Genomic DNA, 20,477 nt, shown 5'->3' on the forward strand with positions numbered 1-20,477 from the left:
GGAAGGATGTGCCCCCGTGGCCGCCCGAGACAAGACGAACGCCGAACCCACCGGCTCCGAGCAGGCGAGCGCCGACGCCGTCGAGCAGAACCCTGGCCCAGCATCCACGAGCAAGGGCCGCCCCACACCGACGCGCAAGGAGCGCGAAGCCGCCCGCAAGCGACCCCTCGTGCCCGATGACCGCCGCCAGGCCCGCAAGGAGGCTCGGGCGAAGATGAACGCCTCGCGCGAGCGCGCCCGCATCGGCATGGCTGCCGGTGAGGAGCGCTACCTGCCCCAGCGCGACAAGGGGCCGCAGCGCAAGTTCGTGCGCGACTACGTGGACGCCCGAACGAGCCTCGGCGAGTTCCTCATCCCCGTCATGTTCCTCGTGATCATCGCGACCTTCATCCCCTCCCTCGAGGCGCAGACCATCTCGATCCTCGTGCTGTGGGGCTTCTTCCTCGTCGCCATCATCGATTCCGTCGCGCTCTCGTGGCTCGTCAAGCGGAAGCTGACGAAGAAGTTCGGCTCCGCCGAGAAGGGCGTGGGGTTCTACGCCGGCATGCGCGCACTGCAGTTGCGCGTGCTGCGCCTGCCGAAGCCCCAGGTCAAGCGCGGCGAGTTCCCCGTCGTCTAGGCCGGCGAGTTCCGCTCGGCCGCGACCGGTCGGCGCAGCCGTGCGAGGCCGCGCGTGATGCCGCGGGCCCACAGCGGCCCGCGGTAGAGGAAGGCCGTGTAGCCCTGCACGAGCGTGGCGCCCGCTTCGAGGCGCGCCGCGACATCCTCCGCCGTGTCGACGCCGCCGACCGAGATGACGCAGAAATCGGCCGGAACGGCGGCCCGCACGCGCCGTAGCACGGCGAGCGAGCGAGCGGCGAGGGGCGCACCGCTGAGCCCCCCCTGACCCGCCTCGGCAACCAGCTCGGGGCTCGACTGCAGGCCGGTGCGCTCGATGGTCGAGTTGGTCGCGATGATGCCCGCGAGCCCCACCTGCACCGCGATATGCGCGAGCTCGTCGATCGTCGCGTCGTCGAGGTCGGGGGCGATCTTCACGAGGACGGGTGTCGACCCGGCCTCCTCGAGCACGCACCGCAGGAGGGGCTCGAGTCGCTCGCGGGCTTGCAGCCCGCGCAGACCCGGCGTGTTGGGCGAGCTCACGTTCACGGCGAGGTAGTCGGCGACGGGGGCCAGGAGGCGCGCGGAGGTGCGGTAGTCCTCGAGCGCATTCTCGACCTCCACCACGCGGCTCTTGCCGAGGTTGGCGCCGATCACGGGTCGCCGAGCGCGCGATCGCTCCCGCCGCAACCGCTCCGCCGCCTGCGCGGCACCCCGATTGTTGAAGCCCATGCGGTTGATGACGGCACGATCGGCGAGCAGCCGGAACAGCCGCGGGCGCGGATTGCCCTCCTGCGGTACCGCGGTGACGGTGCCGATCTCGATGTGGTCGAAACCGAGTGCGTACAGGCCCCGGATGCTCCGCGCATCCTTATCGAATCCGGCAGCCATGCCGAACGGGGAGTCGAAGCGCAGCCCGAGCGCGTCCACCGCGAGAGACGGGTCGGGGCGCGTGGCTCTGCGCAAGAGTCGCGTGAGACCGAGCTGAGGGATGGCGCGGATCGCAGCCACCGCGAGGCCGTGAGCGCGCTCGGGGTCGAGTCGTGCGAGCACCCCGCGGAACAGGAGGTCGTAGAGCGTCACGCGTTCAGGCCTCCGCCGCGCGGGCCGCATCCTCGCGCCGCAGCCGCGCGATGGCCTCTTCGAAGTCGTCGAGGTTCTCGAAGGCCTGGTAGACGCTCGCGAACCGCAGGTAGGCGACCTCGTCGAGCTCGCGCAGCGAGGGCAGGATCGCGAGGCCGATGTCGTTGGCGTCGAGCTGGGAGGCGCCCGTGGCGCGCAGCGTCTCCTCCACGCGCTGCGCGAGCAGGGCGAGGTCGGCGTCGGTGACGGGCCGACCCTGGCACGCCTTGCGCACTCCGGTCACGATCTTCTCGCGCGAGAAGGGCTCGGCGATGCCGCTGCGCTTCGTGACCGTGAGGCTTGCCGTCTCGGTCGTGCTGAAGCGCTTGCCGCACTCCGGGCACTGCCGGCGTCGGCGGATCGCCAAGCCGTCGTCGCTCGTTCGCGAGTCGATGACACGGGTGTCGGAGTGCCGGCAGAAAGGGCAGTGCATGGTGCCCTCAGCCTAGTGGAGCCCGCAGCACTGCTCGGGGAACCAGTGCTGCTCGGGGAGTCAGTTCTGATCGGGGAATCGCGCCCGCACGGCATCCCCGTGCGCGGGCAGCTGCTCGGCGGCGCTCAGCTGGAGCACGTGCTCGGCGACCTCGGCGAGAGCGTCACGGGAGTACTCGACGATCTGCTGCGGACGCAGGAACGTCGACGCGCTGAGCCCCGCGGAGAACCGCGCGTGCCCGCCTGTCGGCAGGACGTGGTTGGAGCCTGCGACGTAGTCGCCGAGACTCACCGGCGTGTGGTCGCCGACGAAGATGGCACCAGCGTTCGTGAGCAGCGGCAGGATGCCCCCGGCATCGCGCACGTGCACCTCGAGGTGCTCGGGCGCGTAGGCGTTGCTGAACGCGGCCGCCTGCGCCAGGTCGTCGACGAGCACGATCGCCGACTGGGGGCCGTCGAGAGCCGTCGCGACCCGGTCGTGGTGATGCGTGGCGGAGACAGCTGCCGGGAGCGCGCTCCGAACGGCGTCGGCGAGCGACTCGTCGTCGGTCACGAGAACGCTGCCGGCGAGCTCGTCGTGCTCGGCCTGGCTGATGAGGTCGGCGACGACGAGCGTCGGCGATGCGCTCCCGTCCGCGATGATGAGGATCTCGGTCGGGCCCGCCTCGGAGTCGATGCCGACGACGCCCTGCACAGCTCGCTTGGCCGTCGCCACGTAGAGGTTTCCGGGCCCGGTGATGACCTGCACCGGCTCGAGGCCGATCTCGGTGACCCCGTAGGCGAGCGCCGCGATCGCGCCAGCGCCGCCCATCGCGTAGACCTCGTCCACGCCGAGCAGAGCGGCGGCCGCGAGGATCGTCGGGTGCACGGAACCGCCGAAGGCGGACTGCGGCGGCGAGGCGAGCGCGATCGAGGGCACGCCCGCGACCTGCGCGGCCACGACGTTCATGACGACGCTCGAGGGGTAGACGGCCTTGCCGCCGGGCACGTAGAGGCCCACGCGATCGACGGGCTGCCAGCGCTGCACGATGCGAGCACCCGGGGCGACCTCGGTGATGCGCTGCTCGGGCACCTGCGCCGCCGACGCGACGCGCACCCGCTCGATCGCCACCTCGAGCGCCTTCCGCACGCCGGGGTCTAGCGACTCGAGGGCGCTCGCGAGCGCTGCGGCGGGCACGCGCACCGAGGTCGGTCGCACGCCGTCGAAGCGCTCCGCCTGCGCGAGGAGAGCATCCACACCCCTCTCGCGCACCTCCGCGATGATCGCCGCGACGGCGTCGACGGCGGAGCCCACGTCGCTCGTCGAGCGCGGCACGAGGGCCAGCAGCTCGGCGGTCGAGAGCTCGCGGCCGCGCAGATCAAGAGTCGTCATCATGGCGCCCTCATGCTATCCGGCGCCGAACCGGGAATACCTCCGAGCCGGCGTGGTTGAGTGGGGTGTGATGACTGAGACGACCGATACCGCCGACAGCACGGGCTTCGACGCCTTCGCGCAGGCATTCCGGCGCCACGCCGCCGGTGTCGCCGCGATCACCGCGCTCGATGCGAGCGGACGCCCGGTCGGGTTCACGGCGACCTCGCTCGCCTCCCTCGCCGCCGCTCCGCCGCTCGCCACCTTCAACTTGGCGCGCATCGCGAGCTCCTGGCCGGCAGTCGAGCAGACCGACCACGTCATCATCCACATGCTGGGTGCCCGCAACAAGGGTCTCGCCCAGAAGCTCGCCGCCGACCACGACGAGCGCTTCATCGGCGATCATTGGGCGCCCGGCCCCCTGGGCCTCCCCCTCCTGCAGGACGTGACGGCGTGGATGCTCGGGCGCATCGTCGCCCGCGTGCCCGTCGAGGCGAACGCCATGATCGCCGTGCAGATCCTGGAGGGAGCGCTCGGCGAGCCCGACGAGGCCCTGCTCTACCACGAGCGCGAATACCGCACGCCGGGCGACCCCGCGTAGTCCCGCGCTGCTCAGGCGAGGGCGCGAGGGCCGAGAAGGCTCTTGACCTCGCCGAAGAAGCCCGCGCTCGGATCGACGCGGTGCGGCAGCTCGAACACTCGCGCCGTGTCGTCCCGCAGCAGGCGCAGCCGCACCTCGGTGCCGCCGCGGTGGCGGCCGAGCACCGAGTCCAGCTCGCTCAGCACGTCCACCGTCGCCCGCGCCTCACGCAGGGTGAGCACGAGCGGGCCCGTGTCGGTCGGCAGACCCAGATCGGGCAGCTGCAGCGAGTTCGCGTGCAAGGAGACGCCGTCGTCCCGATGGTTCACGCGGCCGCGGATCACGACGATCGTGTCAGAGGCGAGCCGAGCACCGAACTCCTGGTGCGTCTTGCCGAGGAACATCACCGAGACGTCCCCGCCGAAGTCCTCCACGACGACGGTCGCGTACGGGTTGCCCGACTGCCGCGCCACCTTGTGCTGCACGCTCGTGATGAGGCCCGCGATCGTCACCTGCTCGCCGTCCGCCGGCGGGTTCTCGTTGAGCTCGGCGATGCTCGTTCCGGCGAGGCGCGCGAGCTGCTGCTCGAGCCCCGCGAGGGGATGATCCGAGACGTAGAGGCCCAGCATCTCGCGCTCGAACGCCAGCTTGTCCTTCTTGGCCCACTCCGGTCGGTCGGGTACGTGCTCGGAGGACTGGTCCGCCTCCTCGAAGAGCGAGTCGAAGTCGAAGCCGATGTCGCCGGCCTCTTCCGCGCGCTTCTCCTTCACGGCGGCCTCGACAGCACTCTCATGGATCTCCACGAGAGCGCGACGGGTCGACCCGAGGGAGTCGAACGCGCCCGCCTTGATGAGCGACTCGATCGCGCGCTTGTTGGCGACCGGGCCCGGAACCTTCTTGAGGAAGTCGTAGAAGCCGGTGAAGCGCCCCTTCTCCTCGCGCGCCCGGCGGATGCCGTCCACAACGTTGTGGCCGACGTTGCGCACGGCGCCGAGTCCGAAGCGGATGTCGTCGTCGACGGCCGCGAAGAAGCCGATCGATTCGTTGACGTCGGGCGGCAGCACCGTGATGCCCATGCGGCGGCACTCGTTGAGGTAGATCGCGAGCTTGTCGCGCGAGTCGCCGACACTCGTCAGCAGGGCCGCCATGTACTCCGCCGGGTAGTGCGCCTTGAGGTACGCCGTCCAGTAGGACACGACACCATAGGCGGCGGAGTGGGCCTTGTTGAAGGCGTAGTCGGAGAACGGGACGAGGATCTCCCACAGGGTCTTCGTCGCCTCCGCCGAGTACCCGTTGGCGGCCATGCCCGCCTCGAAGCCCTCGTACTGCTTGTCGAGCTCCGACTTCTTCTTCTTGCCCATGGCGCGACGCAGCAGATCGGCTTGCGCGAGCGTGTAGCCCGCAAGCTTCTGCGCGATTGCCATGACCTGCTCCTGGTAGACGATGAGGCCGTAGGTCGTGCCGAGCACCTCCTCGAGGGGCTCGGCGAGCTCCGGGTGGATCGGCGTGATCGGCTGTCGGCCGTTCTTGCGCAGCGCGTAGTTCGTGTGGGAGTCGGCCCCCATTGGCCCTGGCCGGTAGAGCGCCAGGACAGCGGAGATGTCTTCGAAGTTGTCAGGCTTCATCTGCCGCAGGAGCGAGCGCATCGGCCCGCCGTCGAGCTGGAAGACGCCGAGTGTGTCTCCCCGCGCCAGCAGCTCGTACGCACCTGGGTCGTCGAGGGCGAGGTCCTCCAGCACGAGGCGCTCGCCGCGGTTGCTCTCGATGTTGTCGAGCGCGTCGTCGATGATCGTGAGGTTGCGCAGCCCCAGGAAGTCCATCTTGATGAGCCCGAGAGACTCGCACGCCGGGTAGTCGAACTGCGTGACGATCTGGCCGTCCTGCTCGCGCTTCATGATGGGGATGATGTCGATGAGCGGCTCGCTCGACATGATCACGCCGGCGGCATGGACGCCCCACTGCCTCTTGAGGTTCTCGAGCCCGAGCGCCGTGTCGAACACGCGTCGCGCCTCGGCGTCGGTCTCGATCACGGCACGGAAGTCGTTCGCCTCCTTGTAGCGATCGTCGTTCTTGTCGAAGATTCCCGAGAGCGGCATGTCTTTGCCCATGACGCTCGGCGGCATGGCCTTCGTGAGCTTCTCGCCCATGCCGAAGGGGAACCCGAGCACGCGCGAGGAGTCCTTGAGCGCCTGCTTCGCCTTGATCGTGCCGTATGTGACGATCTGGGCGACGCGCTCGTCTCCGTACTTCTGCGTCACGTAGCGGATGACCTCGCCGCGTCGGCGGTCGTCGAAGTCGACGTCGAAGTCCGGCATCGAGACGCGGTCGGGGTTGAGGAAGCGCTCGAACAGGAGCCCGTGCTGGATGGGGTCGAGATCGGTGATACGCAGCGCGTAGGCCGCCATCGACCCTGCGCCGGAACCGCGACCCGGGCCGACGCGGATGCCGTTCTCCTTCGACCACGTGATGAAGTCGGCGACGACGAGGAAGTAGCCGGCGAATCCCATCTGCGCGATGATGCCGATCTCGTAGTCGGCGCGCGCCCTGACCTCGTCGGGGATGCCCCCGGGATAGCGCTGCGCGAGCCCCGCGTCGACCTCCTTCACGAACCAGGAGTCCTCAGACTCGCCCTCCGGAACGGGGAACCTCGGCATGTAGTTCGCGCCCGTGTCGAAGCGCGTGTCGACGCGCTCGGCGATGAGGAGGGTGCTGTCGCAGGCCTCGGGGTGGTCGCGGAAGAGCTCGCGCATCTGCGCCGGCGTCTTGAGGTAGAACTCGTCTGCGTCGAACTTGAAGCGATTGGGGTCGTCGAGGGTGCTTCCCGACTGCACGCACAGCAGAGCGGCGTGCGAGCTCGCGTCGCCCGCGTGCGTGTAATGCAGATCATTGGTGGCCACGAGCGGCAGCCCGAGGTCCTTCGCGAGGCGGATCAGGTCACCCATGACGCGACGCTCGATGCCGAGCCCGTGATCCATGATCTCGACGAAGTAGCTGTCGCGTCCGAAGATGTCGCGAAACTCAGCCGCGGCCTCGACGGCCTTCTCGTACTGACCGAGGCGGAGGCGGGTTTGCACCTCGCTGCTGGGGCAGCCCGTCGTCGCGATGACGCCCTTGCTGTAGCGGGTGAGGAGGTCGCGATCCATCCGCGGCTTGAAGTAGTAGCCCTCGATCGAGGCGAGGGACGACATGCGGAAGAGGTTGTGCATGCCCTCCGTGGTCTCGGCGAGGAGCGTGATGTGCGTATAGGCACCCGCTCCCGAGACGTCGTCCTCGCCACCGTTGCCCCAGCGCACGCGCGTCTTGTCGGTGCGGTGCGTGCCCGGCGTGAGATACGCCTCCGTGCCGATGATCGGCTTCACGCCCGCCTCGGTCGCGGTGCGCCAGAAGTCGAATGCGCCGAACATGTTGCCGTGGTCGGTGACCGCGAGAGCGGGCATGCCCTGCTGCGCCGCCTCGGCCACGAGGGGGGCGACACGCGCTGCGCCGTCCAGCATCGAGTACTCGCTGTGCACGTGAAGGTGGACGAACGAGTCGGCTCGAGGGGTCACGGCGTCTTTCGGGTCGAGGCGGGTCGGCGGATCCTCAGTCTAGATCGGCGCCGCCGACCGGCGGGCGCATCCCGGGGCGCGTCACGACTCCCGCAGAGCGTCGAGGGCCCGCTGCAGGTCGAGCGGGTACTGCGAGCGGTACGAGACGGCCTCGCCGCTGCCGGGATGCTCGAATCCCAGCTGCATCGCGTGCAGCCACTGGCGGCTCAGGCCGAGGCGCTCGCTCAGCACCGGATCTGCTCCGTACATGGCGTCGCCGACGCAGGGGTGGCGCTGCGCGGCCATGTGCACGCGGATCTGATGGGTGCGCCCGGTCTCAAGATGCACCTCGAGGAGGGACGCCGCGCGAAACGCCTCGAGCGTGTCGTAGTGGGTGATCGAGGGCTTGCCGCCGGCGACGACGGCGAACTTCCACGCCGAGCTCGGGTGCCGGCCGATCGGCGCATCGATCGTGCCGGACAAGGGGTCGGGATGACCCTGCACGACTGCGTGATAGACCTTGTCGACCTCGCGATCGTGGAAAGCCCTCTTGAGCTCTCGGTAGGCGCGCTCCGACTTGGCAACGACCATGAGGCCGCTCGTGCCGGCGTCGAGTCGGTGCACGATCCCCGCCCTCTCCGCGGGACCGGAGGACGCGAGCGTGTAGCCGCCCGCGGCGAGGGCACCGAGGACCGTCGGGCCCGTCCAGCCGACCGACGGGTGCGCGGCGACGCCGACGGGCTTGTCGATGACGACGAGATCGTCGTCGTCGTGGACGATGCGCAGATCGGCGACCTCGCGAGGCTCCACCACGGGCGCGCGGCGGGGCTCCCACGTGACCTCGAGCCACGCGCCAGCCGCGAGCCGGTCAGACTTGGCCGCGACGCGGCCGTCGACGAGTGCACCGCCTGCCTCGATGATCTCGGCCGCCTGGGAGCGTGAGAAACCGAGCAGAGTGGCGAGGGCCACGTCGACGCGCTCCCCCGCCCGACCCTCAGGAACGGGAAAGGAGCGCGACTCGGTCACCGTCGCGCTCCTCTTCTCGTGCTGGTAGTGGTCGAACGACTCCTGCTGCTCAGGAGCCGTAGCCCGGGAACTGGCCCGGAGGGGGCGACTGCGGTGCGGGCTGGGACGGCGCCGAGCCCGGGTACTGCCCATACGAGGGCTGCGAGCCGGAGTCGCCGAAACCGGGGGCCGAGCCGACGGCGGCCGACGACGCCATGGCGGGCGAGGCGGGCTGGGGCGCGGAGGCCTGGGGAGCGGACGGCTGCGATGCGGCAGCCTGCTGCTGGCTCGAGCCTTCGAGCTCCTGCAGCTGGGACTGGATGTACGAGCGCAACTGGGCGCGGTACTCGCGCTCGAAGACACGGAGCTCCTCGACGCGCTGCTCGAGTGCGACGCGCTCCTGCTCGAGCGCCTGCAGCTGACCCGCTTGGGCGCTCTGCGCCTGGTTCACGATGCGGGACGCCTCGGCCTGACCCTCGGCGATGAGCTCATCGCGCTTCTTCATGCCATCGCGCACATGCTCCTCGTGGAGGCGCCGCGCGAGCTGCAACAGGTTGTTCGTGTTCTCCGACTCGTCGGCCGCGGGCGCACTCGCGAGAGGAGCCGGGGCAGGTGCCGGGGCGGGCGCCGGCACGGGGGCCGAGGCGGGCGCCTCCATCGCGGCCTGCGAGCCTCCGCCGCGCTGCAGCTCGGCGACGCGGGCGTCCGCGGCGACGAGCCGCTGGCGCAGCTCGTCGTTCTCCTGCGTCAGACGGCGAAGCTCGACCACGATCTCGTCGAGAAAGTCGTCGACCTCGTCCTGGTCATAGCCCTCGCGGAACTTGGTGGACTGGAAGCGCTTGTTGACGACGTCCTCGGGCGTGAGTGCCATGTGCGTCACCTCGGTACTTTCTGGAGCGAGTGGATAACGATGGGGTAACGCTAGCAACATCTCGTCACATGCGTCACACCCGCGCCACCAGAGTACAGCCGCGCGGGAGGTCTGTCAGTGCGTACTCAGCGAGCACTCACAAGGGACATCAGGATCAGCAGGACGATGAGCACGATCGTCCAGGCGAGGTCGAGCCGGATGCTGCCGATCTGGAGCGGGGGGATGACGCGGCGCACGAGCCGGATGGGCGGGTCTGTGATCGTGTAGACGACCTCCGCGAGGATCACCACCGCGCCCTGCGGGCGCCAGCCGCGGTTGAGCGCCTGGATCCAGTCGAGCACGAACCTCCCCCACATCGCGATGAACACGATGAGGAGCGCGACGTAGATGATGTTCAGGATCACGGAGAAGACGATCGGCACGTCGTTCAGTCTCTCAGGTCACGCTGAGCGTTGCGGCTTCGCATACCGCGATAGGCCGCGATCAGTCGTGAGCGAGGAACGACGCGTCCACATCGGGCTCGACGTCGGCCGCGTCACCACTCACTGCGACGTGGGCGGGCGAGAGGAGGAACACCTTGCTCGTCACGCGTTCGATGCGACCGTACAGGCCGGTCGACAGACCGCTCGCGAAGTCGATGAGGCGCCGGGCATCCGGCTCGCTCATCTGCGTCAGGTTCATGATGACCGGGATGCCCTCGCGAAAGCTCTCGGCGATCGCCTCAGCGTCGTTGAAACGGCGCGGGTGCACCGTGAGGATCTCGTTCATGTCGTGGGACGGCGCCGAGCCGCGCGTCGACGAGGGCCGCCGGAGCGGCGTGACCGGTGCGCGCTGCCCTGAGCTCGAGCTCGAGGGGGCGGCGGGCGCCGCCGGTGCGTGCGCGGCGGCACTCTGCTCGTACTCGACCTCTTCGTCGGCGAGGCCCAAGTAGACCATGGTCTTGCGCAGCGGGTTGCTCATCAGTCGTCCTTACGTCGTGACGCCTCCGAGATTAACGGTCGGAGGGTCGGTTTCCGGTGATTGCGGTTCCGATCCGCAGGTGTGTCGCGCCCTCGGCGATGGCGTCCGCGAAGTCGCCCGACATGCCTGCCGAGATCTGCACGGCCTCGGGGGCGACGCGGCGCACTGCCTCCGAGTGCTCGCGCAGGCGCGCGAACGCACGCCGCGGCTCCTCCCCCCGCGGTGCGACGGCCATGACCCCGCGCAGCGTGAGGTGGTCGGAGGTCAGCACGCGCTCGGCGAGGTCAGGAAGCTGCGCAGGCTCCGCGCCGCCTCGCCCCGCGTCGTCCGTGAGATTGACCTCGAGGAAGACCTCAACCGGGGCTTCGGCGCGGTCGAGCGCACGCAGGAGCGACGAGCGATCCAGCGAGTGGATGACGCGGCAGTACTGCGTCACGGCGCGAGCCTTGTTCGACTGCAGCTGCCCGACGAAATGCCACGTGAGAGGCAGGTCGGTGAGCTCCCGAGCCTTGGGCTCGGCATCCTGGTGACGATTCTCGCCGATGTGCTGCACGCCCAGGGCTTGCAGCTGCCGCACGAGAGCCGCGGGGTGGAACTTGGTGACGACGATGAGCGTGAGCTCCTCGCTCGAGCGTCCGGTGCTCCGAGCGGCGGCGGCGATCGACGCCGTGACGCCCTCGTAGCGCTCGCGCAGCTCCGCATCGACCTCCACGGCTCAGCGCAGGAAGTCGGGAACGTCGAGATCGCCGTCGTCGTCGCTCTCGATCGGGCCGATCGGCGCTGTCGCTCCCAGGTCGGAGTCGTCGGCCCAGGCGCGGCCCTCGTGCGCCGGCTCGCCCGACTCGACGGCCACGGGCAGCGCCTCGCCCTCGCTCGCCGCGACGAAGCTGCTGCGGCGATCGCGCGTGAGAGCGCTGGGCTCTCCCCCGTCGAATCCCGCCGCGATGACCGTCACGCGCACCTCGTCGCCGAGAGTGTCGTCGATGACGGCACCGAAGATGATGTTCGCCTCGGGGTGCACCGCCTCCTGAACGAGCTTGGCGGCGTCGTTGATCTCGAAAATGCCCAGGTTCGAGCCACCCTGGATCGACAGGAGCACGCCGTGCGCACCGTCGATGCTCGCCTCCAGCAGCGGCGACGCGACGGCGAGCTCTGCGGCCTTGATGGCGCGGTCGGCGCCGCGGCTCGAACCGATGCCCATGAGCGCAGAGCCGGCGCCCTGCATGACGCTCTTGACGTCGGCGAAGTCGAGGTTGATGAGGCCGGGCGTGGTGATGAGGTCGGTGATGCCCTGCACACCGGCGAGCAGCACCTGGTCGGCGGTCGCGAACGCCTCGAGCATGGAGATGCCTCGGTCGGAGATCTCGAGCAGCCGGTCGTTGGGCACGACGATGAGCGTGTCGACCTCGTTCTTGAGCGAGAGGACGCCATCCTCCGCCTGTGCCTGCCGGCGCTTCCCCTCGAAAGCGAAGGGCTTGGTCACCACACCGATGGTGAGCGCGCCGATCGACTTGGCGATGCGCGCCACCACGGGAGCCCCTCCCGTACCGGTGCCGCCGCCCTCGCCGGCCGTGACGAACACCATGTCGGCACCCGCGAGCGCCTCCTCGATCTCCTCCGCGTGATCCTCCGTCGCGCGACGACCCACCTCGGGGTCGGCTCCCGCTCCGAGACCGCGCGTGAGCTCCCGCCCGACGTCGAGCTTCACGTCGGCATCGCTCATGAGGAGTGCTTGCGCGTCGGTGTTGATGGCGATGAACTCGACGCCCCTCAGCCCCAGCTCGATCATGCGGTTGACGGCGTTGACGCCGCCTCCGCCGATGCCGACGACCTTGATGACGGCGAGGTAGTTCTGGTTCGTGGTCACGTCGTGGCCTTCCGCGGTCAACCTTCACCTTCTACTTGAAGGCTAAAGTTATGCTCAGTATGTACTGTTGACTCGAACGGTAGGCCTGTCCGGGGCTCCGCGGCCTGAGGCCGTCCGCGTGTCGCGAATCCCCCGGGGCACACTCGGGCGCCGGTCAGCTCGCGCGGCGCACGACCAGGCTGTCGGGGGCCGAGACGTCGTACTCCCAGCTCACCGACTGGTCGGTAGACGCGAGTGCCGCCGCGAGCACGCGGGCCTTGAACGCCGACCTCTCGGCGCTCCCCCACACCACGGAGTGCTCCGCTCCCCCGAGCGTGAAGCGCACATCATCGCGCGTCGTCGCGCTGATCGTGACCACGGAGCTGCGCAGTTCGCGCGGGAGGGCGAGGAGGACATCCGCAAGGCCCCGGAAGGCGGGGTCGTCCGCGCGCGCACTCTCCACGCTCAGGACGGGGATGCCCGGCGGCACCGTCTCGGCCGTCTCCACCACGACGCCCGCGGCGTCGACGACCTCGAACCCGCCCGCAGTCCGCAGGGCACCGATCGGAGCCCGCTCCACGACGCGCACGATGAGGGTGTCCGGTGGCACGATCTCCGTGGAGAAGGAGCGGATGAGTGCGAAGCCCTCGAGGTCGGCGCGGATCTGCTCGTCGCTCACGAACGCGAGCGGCGCCCCTCGACGACTCTCCAGTGCCGCCGCGACCTCACCCGCGTCGAGGCGCTCCGTGCCGACGATGCGGATCGTCGTGAGCGAGAGCAGCGGTGACACCGAGATCGCGGCGGCTCCCCCGACGAGCGTCAGAAGCGTGCCGAGAGCGATCGTCACCGTGAGCCGACGACGACGAGACTGCCGCGTGAAACGGCGGACCTCCGCCCGCTCGGCACGCCGACGCTCGCGCGCTGCCCGCCGCTCGAGGCGCCGCGCCGACGCCGTGGAGCTGCCAGCGTCCGCCGTGCGCAGCGCCGCCGATGCGGCACGGTCGCGCGAGGAGCGCTCGCGCGGGGCGCGGGGCTCGCGCGCGGGGCGCGCACGAGACGCACCGGCGGTCGGGGTCGGTGCCGCGCCGGGCGACCCGCGCCGAGCATCCCGGGTACGACGCCCCTTCGGCGGCGTCGACGGTGGGTCCGGCGGAGTGCCCCGAAAGCCCTCCGGGCGCTTCATCCCGCCGCACCGCCCGAGTAGCCAGCACCACCCGCGATCGCGGGGCCCTCCCCCACGCGCTCGATCGCCGCGCGCAACCGGGGAATGATGCGGTAGACGTCGCCGCAGCTGAGAGTCATGACGATGTCGCCCGGACGAGCGATCTGCGCGACCCGCCTGGCCGCGTCGTCCCAGTCCGGCCGGAAGTCGACGCGCGCGGCATCGTCGAAGGCGTCCGCCACGAGAGCGCCCGTGACACCGGGGATCGGGTCCTCCCGCGCGCCGAAGACGTCGAGCACGACCGTGTGGTCGGCACCCGACTCGTACGCGGCGGCGAACTCGCCCGCCATCGCCTGCGTGCGGCTGTAGAGGTGAGGCTGGTGCACGGCGATCACGCGCCCCTCTCCGACGACCGAGCGCGCTGTCTGCAGAGCGGCGACAACCTCGGTCGGATGGTGGGCGTAGTCGTCGTACAGTCGCACGCCGCCGGCGTCGCCGTGGGACTCGAACCGTCGCTGCGTTCCGGCGAATCCTTCGAGCGAGGCCACCGCAGCCCGGGCATCATGACCGAGACCGATGAGCACTGCGACGACGCCCGCGGCATTGAGCGCGTTGTGGCGCCCCGGGACCGCGAGCGAACCCTCGAGCTCGACTCCGTCGACGCTGAGGACGAAGCTCACCGGCCCCTCCTCGCTGATCGACACGAGCCGCACGCGCGCGACATCGCTCTCGCCGAACGTCGTGATCTCGGCCGCCGGAAGCGATGCGGCGACACGTCGGGTGCCGTCGTCGTCGGCCGAGAGCACGACGCTCTCCGAGCACGCCCGGGCGAAATTCACGAACGCATCCTCGATCGCGGCCTCACTGCCGTAGTGGTCGAGGTGGTCGGTATCGATGTTGGTGATGAGACCGATGGCCGTCTCGAACAGCAGGAAGGAGCCGTCGGACTCGTCGACCTCCACCACGAAGAGCTCTCCCTGGCCCCACGCCGCGCTCGTGCCCGCATCGTGGATGACGGCGCCGTTGACGAAGCTGGGGTCAGCGCCGAGCCGACGCAGTGCGGTGACGAGCATGGCGGTCGACGTGGACTTGCCATGCGCTCCCGCGACCGAGATGAGCCGCTGGCCACGTGCGAGCCAGGCGAGCGCCTGAGCGCGATGCAGTACCGGGATGCCCCGTCGCAGGGCCTCCTGGTACTCGGGGTTGTCGAGCCACAGGGCTCCCGTCACCACGAGGGCCTCCGCATCGCCGACGTGCCGTGCGTCGTGGCCGATCGCGACCGGGATGCCGCGCTCCCGTAAGGAATCGACAGCTGCGGATCCCGCGCGATCCGAGCCCGTGACGGCGTGTCCACGGTCGTGGAACATGCGCGCGATACCGCTCATGCCGGACCCCCCGATGCCGACGAAGTGAAGACGGCCGAGAGTCTCGGGCAACGGCTGGGAGAGGTCAGGCTTGATCATCGGTCATCACCCTACGCCGGGTGCGCCGACAGCGTCTCGCGCACGAGCCGCAGCAGCTCGTCGGCTCCCTCGCGGCGGCCGACGCCCCTCGCGGCCGCGGCCATGCCGGCGATGACATCCCTCCGCTCCAGGAGTGGTACGAGTTCTCGGGCGACCCACTCGGGCGTGAACTCGGCGTCCTTCACGATGCGGGCGCCCGACGCGCTCACGAGTTCGCGTGCGTTGAGCTCCTGCTCGCCGTTGCCGACCGGATACGGCACGAGCACGGACGGCAGCCCGACCGCCGCGAGCTCCGAGACGGTCGCGGCACCGGCACGGCACACGACGAGGTCCGCGATCGCGAACGCGAGATCCATCCGGTCGCAGTAGGTCTGCACGACGAGCCCCGGAAGCGCTCCGGCGCCGTCGCCCCGGCCTTCCCCGGTGATGTGCAGCACCTGCCAGCCCGCGCCGAGGACGCGCGGCGTCGCGGCGGCCATCGTCTCGTTGAGTCGACGCGCTCCCGTCGAGCCCCCCGTCACGAGCAGCGTGGGGCGATCAGGGCGAAGCCCGAAGTGGTCAGCCGCCTCCGCCCGACGAGCGCGACGATCGAGCTCGACGACCTCCCGCCGCAGGGGCATTCCCACGACCCGCGAGCCGCCCAGCGGCGTGCCGGCGAAGGTCACTCCGACCACACCGCCGAGCAGTCGGCCGAGGCGATTCGCGAACCCCGGGCGGCTGTTGGCCTCGTGCACCACGAACGGCAGCCGCTCACGGCGCGCCGCCCAGTAGGCGGGCGCCGAGGCGTACCCTCCGAAGCCCACGACGACGTCGACGTGCCGCTCGCGCAGTGCCGCTCGCGTGATGCGCACGGCCTCGCGGAACCGCGCGGGAAACCGCAGAGCCGACCGGCCGAGGCGGCGCGGCAGCGGCACCCGCGGAATCGTGATGAGCTCGTATCCCCGCGCTGGCACGAGGCGCGCCTCGAGGCCCTCGGCAGTTCCGAGCACGAGCAGTTCGGCATCGGGCTCCTCCTGCCGCCAGTGGTCGGCGAGAGCGAGCAGGGGGTTCACATGGCCGGCGGTGCCGCCTCCGGCGAGAAGGGCCGTCGTCATGCCGCCCTCGCCTCGCGAGCCTCCGCCGAGCGCGCGAGCGACAGAACGACGCCGATCGCCAGCAGCGAGGCGATGAGCGCGGAACCGCCCACCGAGATGAGCGGCAGGGGCACGCCGAGCACGGGGAGGAGACCCAGAACGACGGCGACGTTGACGAACGCCTGACCGACGATCCAGATGAGCACCCCGCCCGTGACGATGCGGGAGAACGGGTCGCGGTGGGAGCGGATGAGACGCACGAGGCCGATCGCGAGCACGACGAAGAGCAGGAGTACGACCGAGGCGCCGATCAAGCCGAGCTCCTCGCCGATGACCGCGAAGATGAAGTCGCTCTCCGCATGCGGCAGCCACGACCACTTCGCGGCCGAATTGCCGAGACCCACGCCGAACACTCCGCCAGAGCCGAGCGCCCACGTGCCGTGCACGACCTGCCAGCACGACCCCTCGTAGTCCTCCGGGCGGCAGCCGTTGAGCCACACGTCGATGCGGCTGGACCGCGACGAGCTGGAGAGCGCGAAGAGCACGCCGCCGACAGCGACGACCCCGGCCATCGCCGCGAGCCGCCGGAGGGGAGCACCCGCATAGAACAGTGCACCCAGCACGATCGCGATCATGATGGATGCCGTACCGAGGTCCTGGCCGAGCAGCACCATGCCGATCGCCACGAGGGAGACGGGCACCGCTGGCACGACGAGGCTCGTCCAATCGGTGAAGGCATCCGCGCGGTCGGCAAGCACGGTACCGAGCCAGACGATGAGGGCGAGTTTGAGGAACTCCGAGGGCTGCGCCGTGAACCCGCCGATGGAGATCCAGTTCTGGTTGCCGCCGTAGTCGTACCCGAGCCCCGTGAAGACGAGCAGCTGCAGGCCGAGGCCGAGCATGACCGCGACGCGCGCCCAGCGACGCCAGAATCGCGCGGGCAGTCGAGCGATCGAGAGCATGATCGGGATCGCGACGAGGGCGTAGAGCCCCTGACGCAGGAAGATCGCGAAGAAGTCGCCGTCGTTGCTCTGCGAGGACACGATCGAGGAGGAGGAGAGGACCATGACGAGCCCGAACAGCACGAGGAAGACCGTCGTGCCGAGCACGATCATGTAGTCGGAGCTGTCGGATCCGAAGAGCGTGCGCACCGAGACGATCGCGCGCGCAGGGCTCCGCTGGGCCTCGGGCTCTGCGTCGCGCCCCGAGCGCGGTGGTCGCACTGTCGTCACGCGCCCACCCCCTCCTGCGGTCCTGCGAACGGCTCGCTCAGGAGCCGAGGGCCGCCACAGCCATGGCGAAGCGCCGGCCGCGATCGGCGTAGTCGTCGAACTGGTCCATGGACGCCGCGGCGGGCGCGAGGAGCACGGTGTCGCCGGCCTGAGCCACCGACGCCGCGAGCCTGACCGCTGCCGGCATCACCCGCTCAGTGTCGTGCTCCTCGACCTCGAACAGCGGCAGTGCGGGCGCGTGTCGCGCAAACGCCTCGCGCAGCGCATCCCGATCGAGTCCGATGAGGATGACCGCCCGCAGTCGTTCGCGGTGCTGCAGCACGAGTGGGGCGAGGTCCACGCCCTTGAGCAGCCCGCCCACGATCCAGACCACGGAGCGATAGGCGCTGAGCGATGCGGAGGCCGCGTGGGCGTTCGTCGCCTTCGAGTCGTCGATCCACAGCACCTCGTCGGACTCGGCCACACGCTCGGTGCGGTGCGCGTCGACGCGGAAGGCGCGCAGACCGTCGCGCACGGCGGCGGGGGGCGCACCCGCTGCGCGCGCCAGTGCCGCGGCCGCGAGGGCGTTCCCGAGACCGTGCGGCGTCGCGAGGCCAGCGTCACGCAGGTCGGCGAGCGTCGCGAGCTCGAGCGCGGTCGTCGCCCGCTCCTGGAGGAACGCCCGATCCACGAGCACGTCGTCGACGACCCCCACGTCGCTCGGCCCCGGCGTGTCGGCACCGAAGCCGATCGCCCGGCACCCTTCGACGACGTCGGCCTCCTCCACCATCCTCCGCGTGGCGGGGTCGGCGAGGTTGTAGACGCACGCGACGCGCGTATTCGCATAGACCTTGGCCTTCGCAGCGGCATAGGCGGCAGAGCCGCCGTGCCAGTCCAGGTGGTCGTCGGCGAGATTGAGGCACGCGCTCGCGAGCGGCTGCAGGGCGCCGGGGCCGGTCGTCGGCAACGCGTGCAGCTGGAAGCTCGACAGTTCGACGACGAGGACGTCGAAACCCGCAGGGTCGCGCACGGCGTCCAGAACGGGAGTGCCGATGTTGCCGCACGGTGCGACGCGCGTGCCGGCGGCGAGAAGCATCGTCGCGGCGAGCTGCGTAGTGGTGGTCTTGCCGTTGGTGCCGGTGATGGTGATCCACTCGGCTGCGCGCACCTTGTCGCGCACGCGCCAGGCGAGCTCGACATCGCCCCACAGCTCCGCTCCGCTCTCCCGGGCGGCGAGGACGAGGGGATGCTCGGGGGCGAAGCCGGGCGAGACGATCACGAGCTCGGGCTCTCGAGCGAGCAGCGCCTGACGTGCGGCGCGCTCATCGGCCTCGACGACGAGCTCGACCCCGATGACGGGCAGAATGCGCGCTCGCTCCTCGTCAGCGTCGCGGGTGAGGACGGTCACCGCGCAGCCGAGTTCGGCGAGCGTGTCGGCGGCGGCGAAGCCGGACACCCCGAGACCGAGCACGACGACGCGCACTCCGCTCCAGTCGTCGTGCCAGCTGCTGAGCGCGGAGACCCTGGCGCTCACTACTGACTGACCCACTCGAGGTAGAAGAGCCCCACTCCGACGGCGACGAACAGCCCGCCGATGAGCCAGAAGCGCACGACGACGGTCACCTCGGCCCAGCCCTTCAGCTCGAAGTGATGGTGGAGGGGGCTCATGAGGAAGATGCGTTTGCCGCCCGTGAGCTTGAAGTAGACGCGCTGCACGATGACGGAGCCGGTGACGATGAGGAAGAGGCCGCCGATGAGGATGAGCAGCAGCTCGGTGCGCGTGAGGATCGCGAGGGCCGCGATGGCCCCGCCGAGGGCGAGCGAGCCCGTGTCGCCCATGAAGATGTGGGCTGGCGAGGTGTTCCACCACAGGAACCCGATGAGACTCGCGGCGATGGAGGCGGCCACGATCGCGAGGTCGAGCGAGTCGCGCACCTCGTAGCAGCGTGCGGCGACGGAGGGGTCGGGGCCGTTGAAGCACGACTGGTTGAACTGCCAGAAGGCGATGAAGATGTACGCCGCGATCGAGAGGATCGAGGCTCCGGTCGCGAGCCCGTCGAGGCCGTCCGCGACGTTGACCGCGTTGGATGTGCTCACGACGATGAGGTTGACCCAGATCGCGAACAGGATCACCGCAGCGATGGACCCGAAGACGGCGAAGTCGAGCCACTCGATGTCGCGCACCGCCGAGATCATCGTCGACGCGGGTGTCTGACCGTCGGCATTGGGGAAGGAGAGGGCGAGTACCGCGAAGATGCTCGCGACGACGACCTGCCCGGCGATCTTCGCCCATCCCCCGAGACCGAGACTGCGCTGCTTGCGCGTCTTGGTGAAGTCGTCGAGGAAGCCGACGAGCCCGAGCCCGACCATGAGGAGCAGGACGAGAATCGCGCTGAGCGTCACTCTCTCGCCACTGAGCAGGTGCCCCACGAAGTAGCCCAGCACCGCGCCGAGGATCACGACGATGCCGCCCATGGTCGGGGTGCCGCGCTTCGTGTGATGGGACTGCGGGCCGTCGTCGCGGATGAACTGGCCCCACTCCAGCTTGTTGAACAAGCGGATGAACAGCGGCGTCATGAAGAGCGTGAACGCGAGCGAGAACGCTCCAGCGAGGAGCAGGGCGATCATGCGGTGCCGCCCGTGACACGGTCCACGAGGGATGCGAGCGGAGTTCGGGAGGCTCCCGTCACGAGCATCACATCCTCTTGTCTGACCCGAGTACGCAGCACATCGTATGCCTCGTCGGCGGAGTCGACGAGCATCGACTCTCCGTTCCACGAACCTTCCAGCCCCGCCGCATTGTGCACGTGACGGGCGCCGTGGCCGACGACGATGAGCTGACTGATGTCGAGGCGCACGATGATGCGGCCGAGCGCGTCATGGTCGTCGAACCACTCTCGCTCAGTCGACTCCAGCTCTCCCATGACGGCGATCGAGCGCCCGGAGTCTCGGGTGAGCTCGGCGAGGACGGAGAGGGAGCGACGCACGTCGAGCGGGGTCGACGCGCCCGTGTCGTCGAGGAGCAGGGCGCCGCTCGACGTGATGCGTCGCTCGCACCGGCCGGGCACCTCGCTCTGCCGCGCGGCACGAGCAAGCGCTGTCGACCATGGCTCCCCCGCCTCCAGCTCGCCGCGAAGGCGCGCGAGAGCCGCCTCGACGGCGGCGTCCCCGATGGCGTCGATCGCGAGCTCTGCTCGCTCGTGCGCGCTCCTCACGTGGATGACCGCGCCCTCGCGACGGTGCAGCACGTCGTCGACGATGATGACCGTGTCCACCG

19 protein-coding genes are annotated in these 20,477 nt (G+C 70.0%); 2 read left to right on the top strand and 17 right to left on the bottom strand.

Annotation, left to right across the window (positions count from 1 at the left end; all coding sequences use genetic code 11):
• Nucleotides 1-16: 16 nt before the first annotated feature.
• Nucleotides 17-619 carry a DUF3043 domain-containing protein gene (locus tag HUJ41_RS06890; protein WP_246299179.1) on the top strand — a complete coding sequence of 201 codons (603 nt, stop codon included), beginning with the start codon at nt 17-19 and terminating at the stop codon, nt 617-619.
• Here the strand turns inward: HUJ41_RS06890 and HUJ41_RS06895 are convergent.
• From HUJ41_RS06895 to hisD, 3 genes are read right to left on the bottom strand one after another with little or no spacing between them, the layout of a single operon-like run.
• Nucleotides 616-1,710, bottom strand: coding sequence for a quinone-dependent dihydroorotate dehydrogenase (locus HUJ41_RS06895; protein ID WP_152583501.1), 1,095 nt, complete (start codon nt 1,708-1,710; stop codon nt 616-618). The genes HUJ41_RS06890 and HUJ41_RS06895 overlap by 4 nt on opposite strands.
• A complete protein-coding gene (nrdR, locus tag HUJ41_RS06900; RefSeq protein WP_152583502.1) occupies nt 1,685-2,152 on the bottom strand; it encodes a transcriptional regulator NrdR in 468 nt (155 codons plus the stop codon). Before nrdR ends, HUJ41_RS06895 begins: the two co-directional genes overlap by 26 nt.
• Nucleotides 2,153-2,212: 60 nt before the next feature.
• The gene (gene hisD, locus HUJ41_RS06905) at nt 2,213-3,526 is read right to left on the bottom strand and encodes a histidinol dehydrogenase (RefSeq protein WP_179871935.1); all 1,314 of its coding nucleotides are present in this window, start codon (nt 3,524-3,526) and stop codon (nt 2,213-2,215) included.
• A 67-nt stretch (nt 3,527-3,593) separates the two neighbouring features.
• On the opposite strand from hisD, the gene HUJ41_RS06910 reads away from it, so the two are divergent.
• Nucleotides 3,594-4,103, top strand: coding sequence for a flavin reductase family protein (locus HUJ41_RS06910; RefSeq protein WP_179871936.1), 510 nt, complete (start codon nt 3,594-3,596; stop codon nt 4,101-4,103).
• 11 nt (nt 4,104-4,114) lie between these two features.
• On the opposite strand, the gene dnaE is transcribed toward HUJ41_RS06910, so the two are convergent.
• The 14 genes from dnaE to HUJ41_RS06980 all read right to left on the bottom strand — a co-directional run bounded on the left by dnaE (nt 4,115) and on the right by HUJ41_RS06980 (nt 20,475).
• A complete protein-coding gene (gene dnaE / locus HUJ41_RS06915; RefSeq protein ID WP_281363089.1) occupies nt 4,115-7,630 on the bottom strand; it encodes a DNA polymerase III subunit alpha in 3,516 nt (1,171 codons plus the stop codon).
• Between the two features lie 81 nt (nt 7,631-7,711).
• Complete coding sequence (locus HUJ41_RS06920) at nt 7,712-8,635, bottom strand: RluA family pseudouridine synthase (RefSeq protein ID WP_246299181.1); 924 nt, start codon at nt 8,633-8,635, stop codon at nt 7,712-7,714.
• Between the two features lie 49 nt (nt 8,636-8,684).
• A complete protein-coding gene (locus tag HUJ41_RS06925; RefSeq protein ID WP_179871938.1) occupies nt 8,685-9,485 on the bottom strand; it encodes a DivIVA domain-containing protein in 801 nt (266 codons plus the stop codon).
• Nucleotides 9,486-9,610: 125 nt separating this feature from the next.
• The gene (locus HUJ41_RS06930; protein WP_224744394.1) at nt 9,611-9,907 is read right to left on the bottom strand and encodes a YggT family protein; all 297 of its coding nucleotides are present in this window, start codon (nt 9,905-9,907) and stop codon (nt 9,611-9,613) included.
• A 61-nt stretch (nt 9,908-9,968) separates the two neighbouring features.
• The gene (locus tag HUJ41_RS06935; RefSeq protein ID WP_179871939.1) at nt 9,969-10,445 is read right to left on the bottom strand and encodes a cell division protein SepF; all 477 of its coding nucleotides are present in this window, start codon (nt 10,443-10,445) and stop codon (nt 9,969-9,971) included.
• A gap of 31 nt (nt 10,446-10,476) precedes the next feature.
• Nucleotides 10,477-11,157 (bottom strand): YggS family pyridoxal phosphate-dependent enzyme, encoded by a 681-nt coding sequence (locus tag HUJ41_RS06940; RefSeq protein ID WP_179871940.1) that lies wholly within the window; start codon nt 11,155-11,157, stop codon nt 10,477-10,479.
• Between the two features lie 3 nt (nt 11,158-11,160).
• Nucleotides 11,161-12,312, bottom strand: a complete 1,152-nt coding sequence (gene ftsZ / locus HUJ41_RS06945) for a cell division protein FtsZ (protein WP_179871941.1) — start codon at nt 12,310-12,312, stop codon at nt 11,161-11,163.
• 154 nt (nt 12,313-12,466) lie between these two features.
• Nucleotides 12,467-13,474 carry a cell division protein FtsQ/DivIB gene (locus tag HUJ41_RS06950; protein WP_179871942.1) on the bottom strand — a complete coding sequence of 336 codons (1,008 nt, stop codon included), beginning with the start codon at nt 13,472-13,474 and terminating at the stop codon, nt 12,467-12,469.
• Nucleotides 13,471-14,916: a UDP-N-acetylmuramate--L-alanine ligase gene (gene murC, locus HUJ41_RS06955; RefSeq protein WP_179871943.1), complete on the bottom strand. Its 1,446-nt coding sequence runs from the start codon at nt 14,914-14,916 to the stop codon at nt 13,471-13,473. Before murC ends, HUJ41_RS06950 begins: the two co-directional genes overlap by 4 nt.
• Before the next feature lie 11 nt (nt 14,917-14,927).
• Complete coding sequence (locus HUJ41_RS06960) at nt 14,928-16,010, bottom strand: UDP-N-acetylglucosamine--N-acetylmuramyl-(pentapeptide) pyrophosphoryl-undecaprenol N-acetylglucosamine transferase (protein ID WP_179871944.1); 1,083 nt, start codon at nt 16,008-16,010, stop codon at nt 14,928-14,930.
• Nucleotides 16,007-17,221, bottom strand: coding sequence for a putative lipid II flippase FtsW (ftsW, locus tag HUJ41_RS06965; protein WP_224744395.1), 1,215 nt, complete (start codon nt 17,219-17,221; stop codon nt 16,007-16,009). The genes HUJ41_RS06960 and ftsW overlap by 4 nt, the downstream gene beginning before the upstream one ends.
• Before the next feature lie 37 nt (nt 17,222-17,258).
• Nucleotides 17,259-18,734 carry a UDP-N-acetylmuramoyl-L-alanine--D-glutamate ligase gene (murD, locus tag HUJ41_RS06970; protein ID WP_179871945.1) on the bottom strand — a complete coding sequence of 492 codons (1,476 nt, stop codon included), beginning with the start codon at nt 18,732-18,734 and terminating at the stop codon, nt 17,259-17,261.
• On the bottom strand, nt 18,734-19,828 hold the full coding sequence (gene mraY, locus HUJ41_RS06975; protein ID WP_179871946.1) for a phospho-N-acetylmuramoyl-pentapeptide-transferase: 1,095 nt from the start codon (nt 19,826-19,828) through the stop codon (nt 18,734-18,736). The genes murD and mraY overlap by 1 nt, the downstream gene beginning before the upstream one ends.
• On the bottom strand, nt 19,825-20,475 hold the full coding sequence (locus tag HUJ41_RS06980; protein ID WP_179871947.1) for a glutamate ligase domain-containing protein: 651 nt from the start codon (nt 20,473-20,475) through the stop codon (nt 19,825-19,827). The genes mraY and HUJ41_RS06980 overlap by 4 nt, the downstream gene beginning before the upstream one ends.
• Between the last annotated feature and the right edge of the window lie 2 nt (nt 20,476-20,477).

It is taken from the genome of Microcella indica, from assembly GCF_013414345.1.
In the GTDB taxonomy this organism is placed as follows: domain Bacteria; phylum Actinomycetota; class Actinomycetes; order Actinomycetales; family Microbacteriaceae; genus Microcella; species Microcella indica.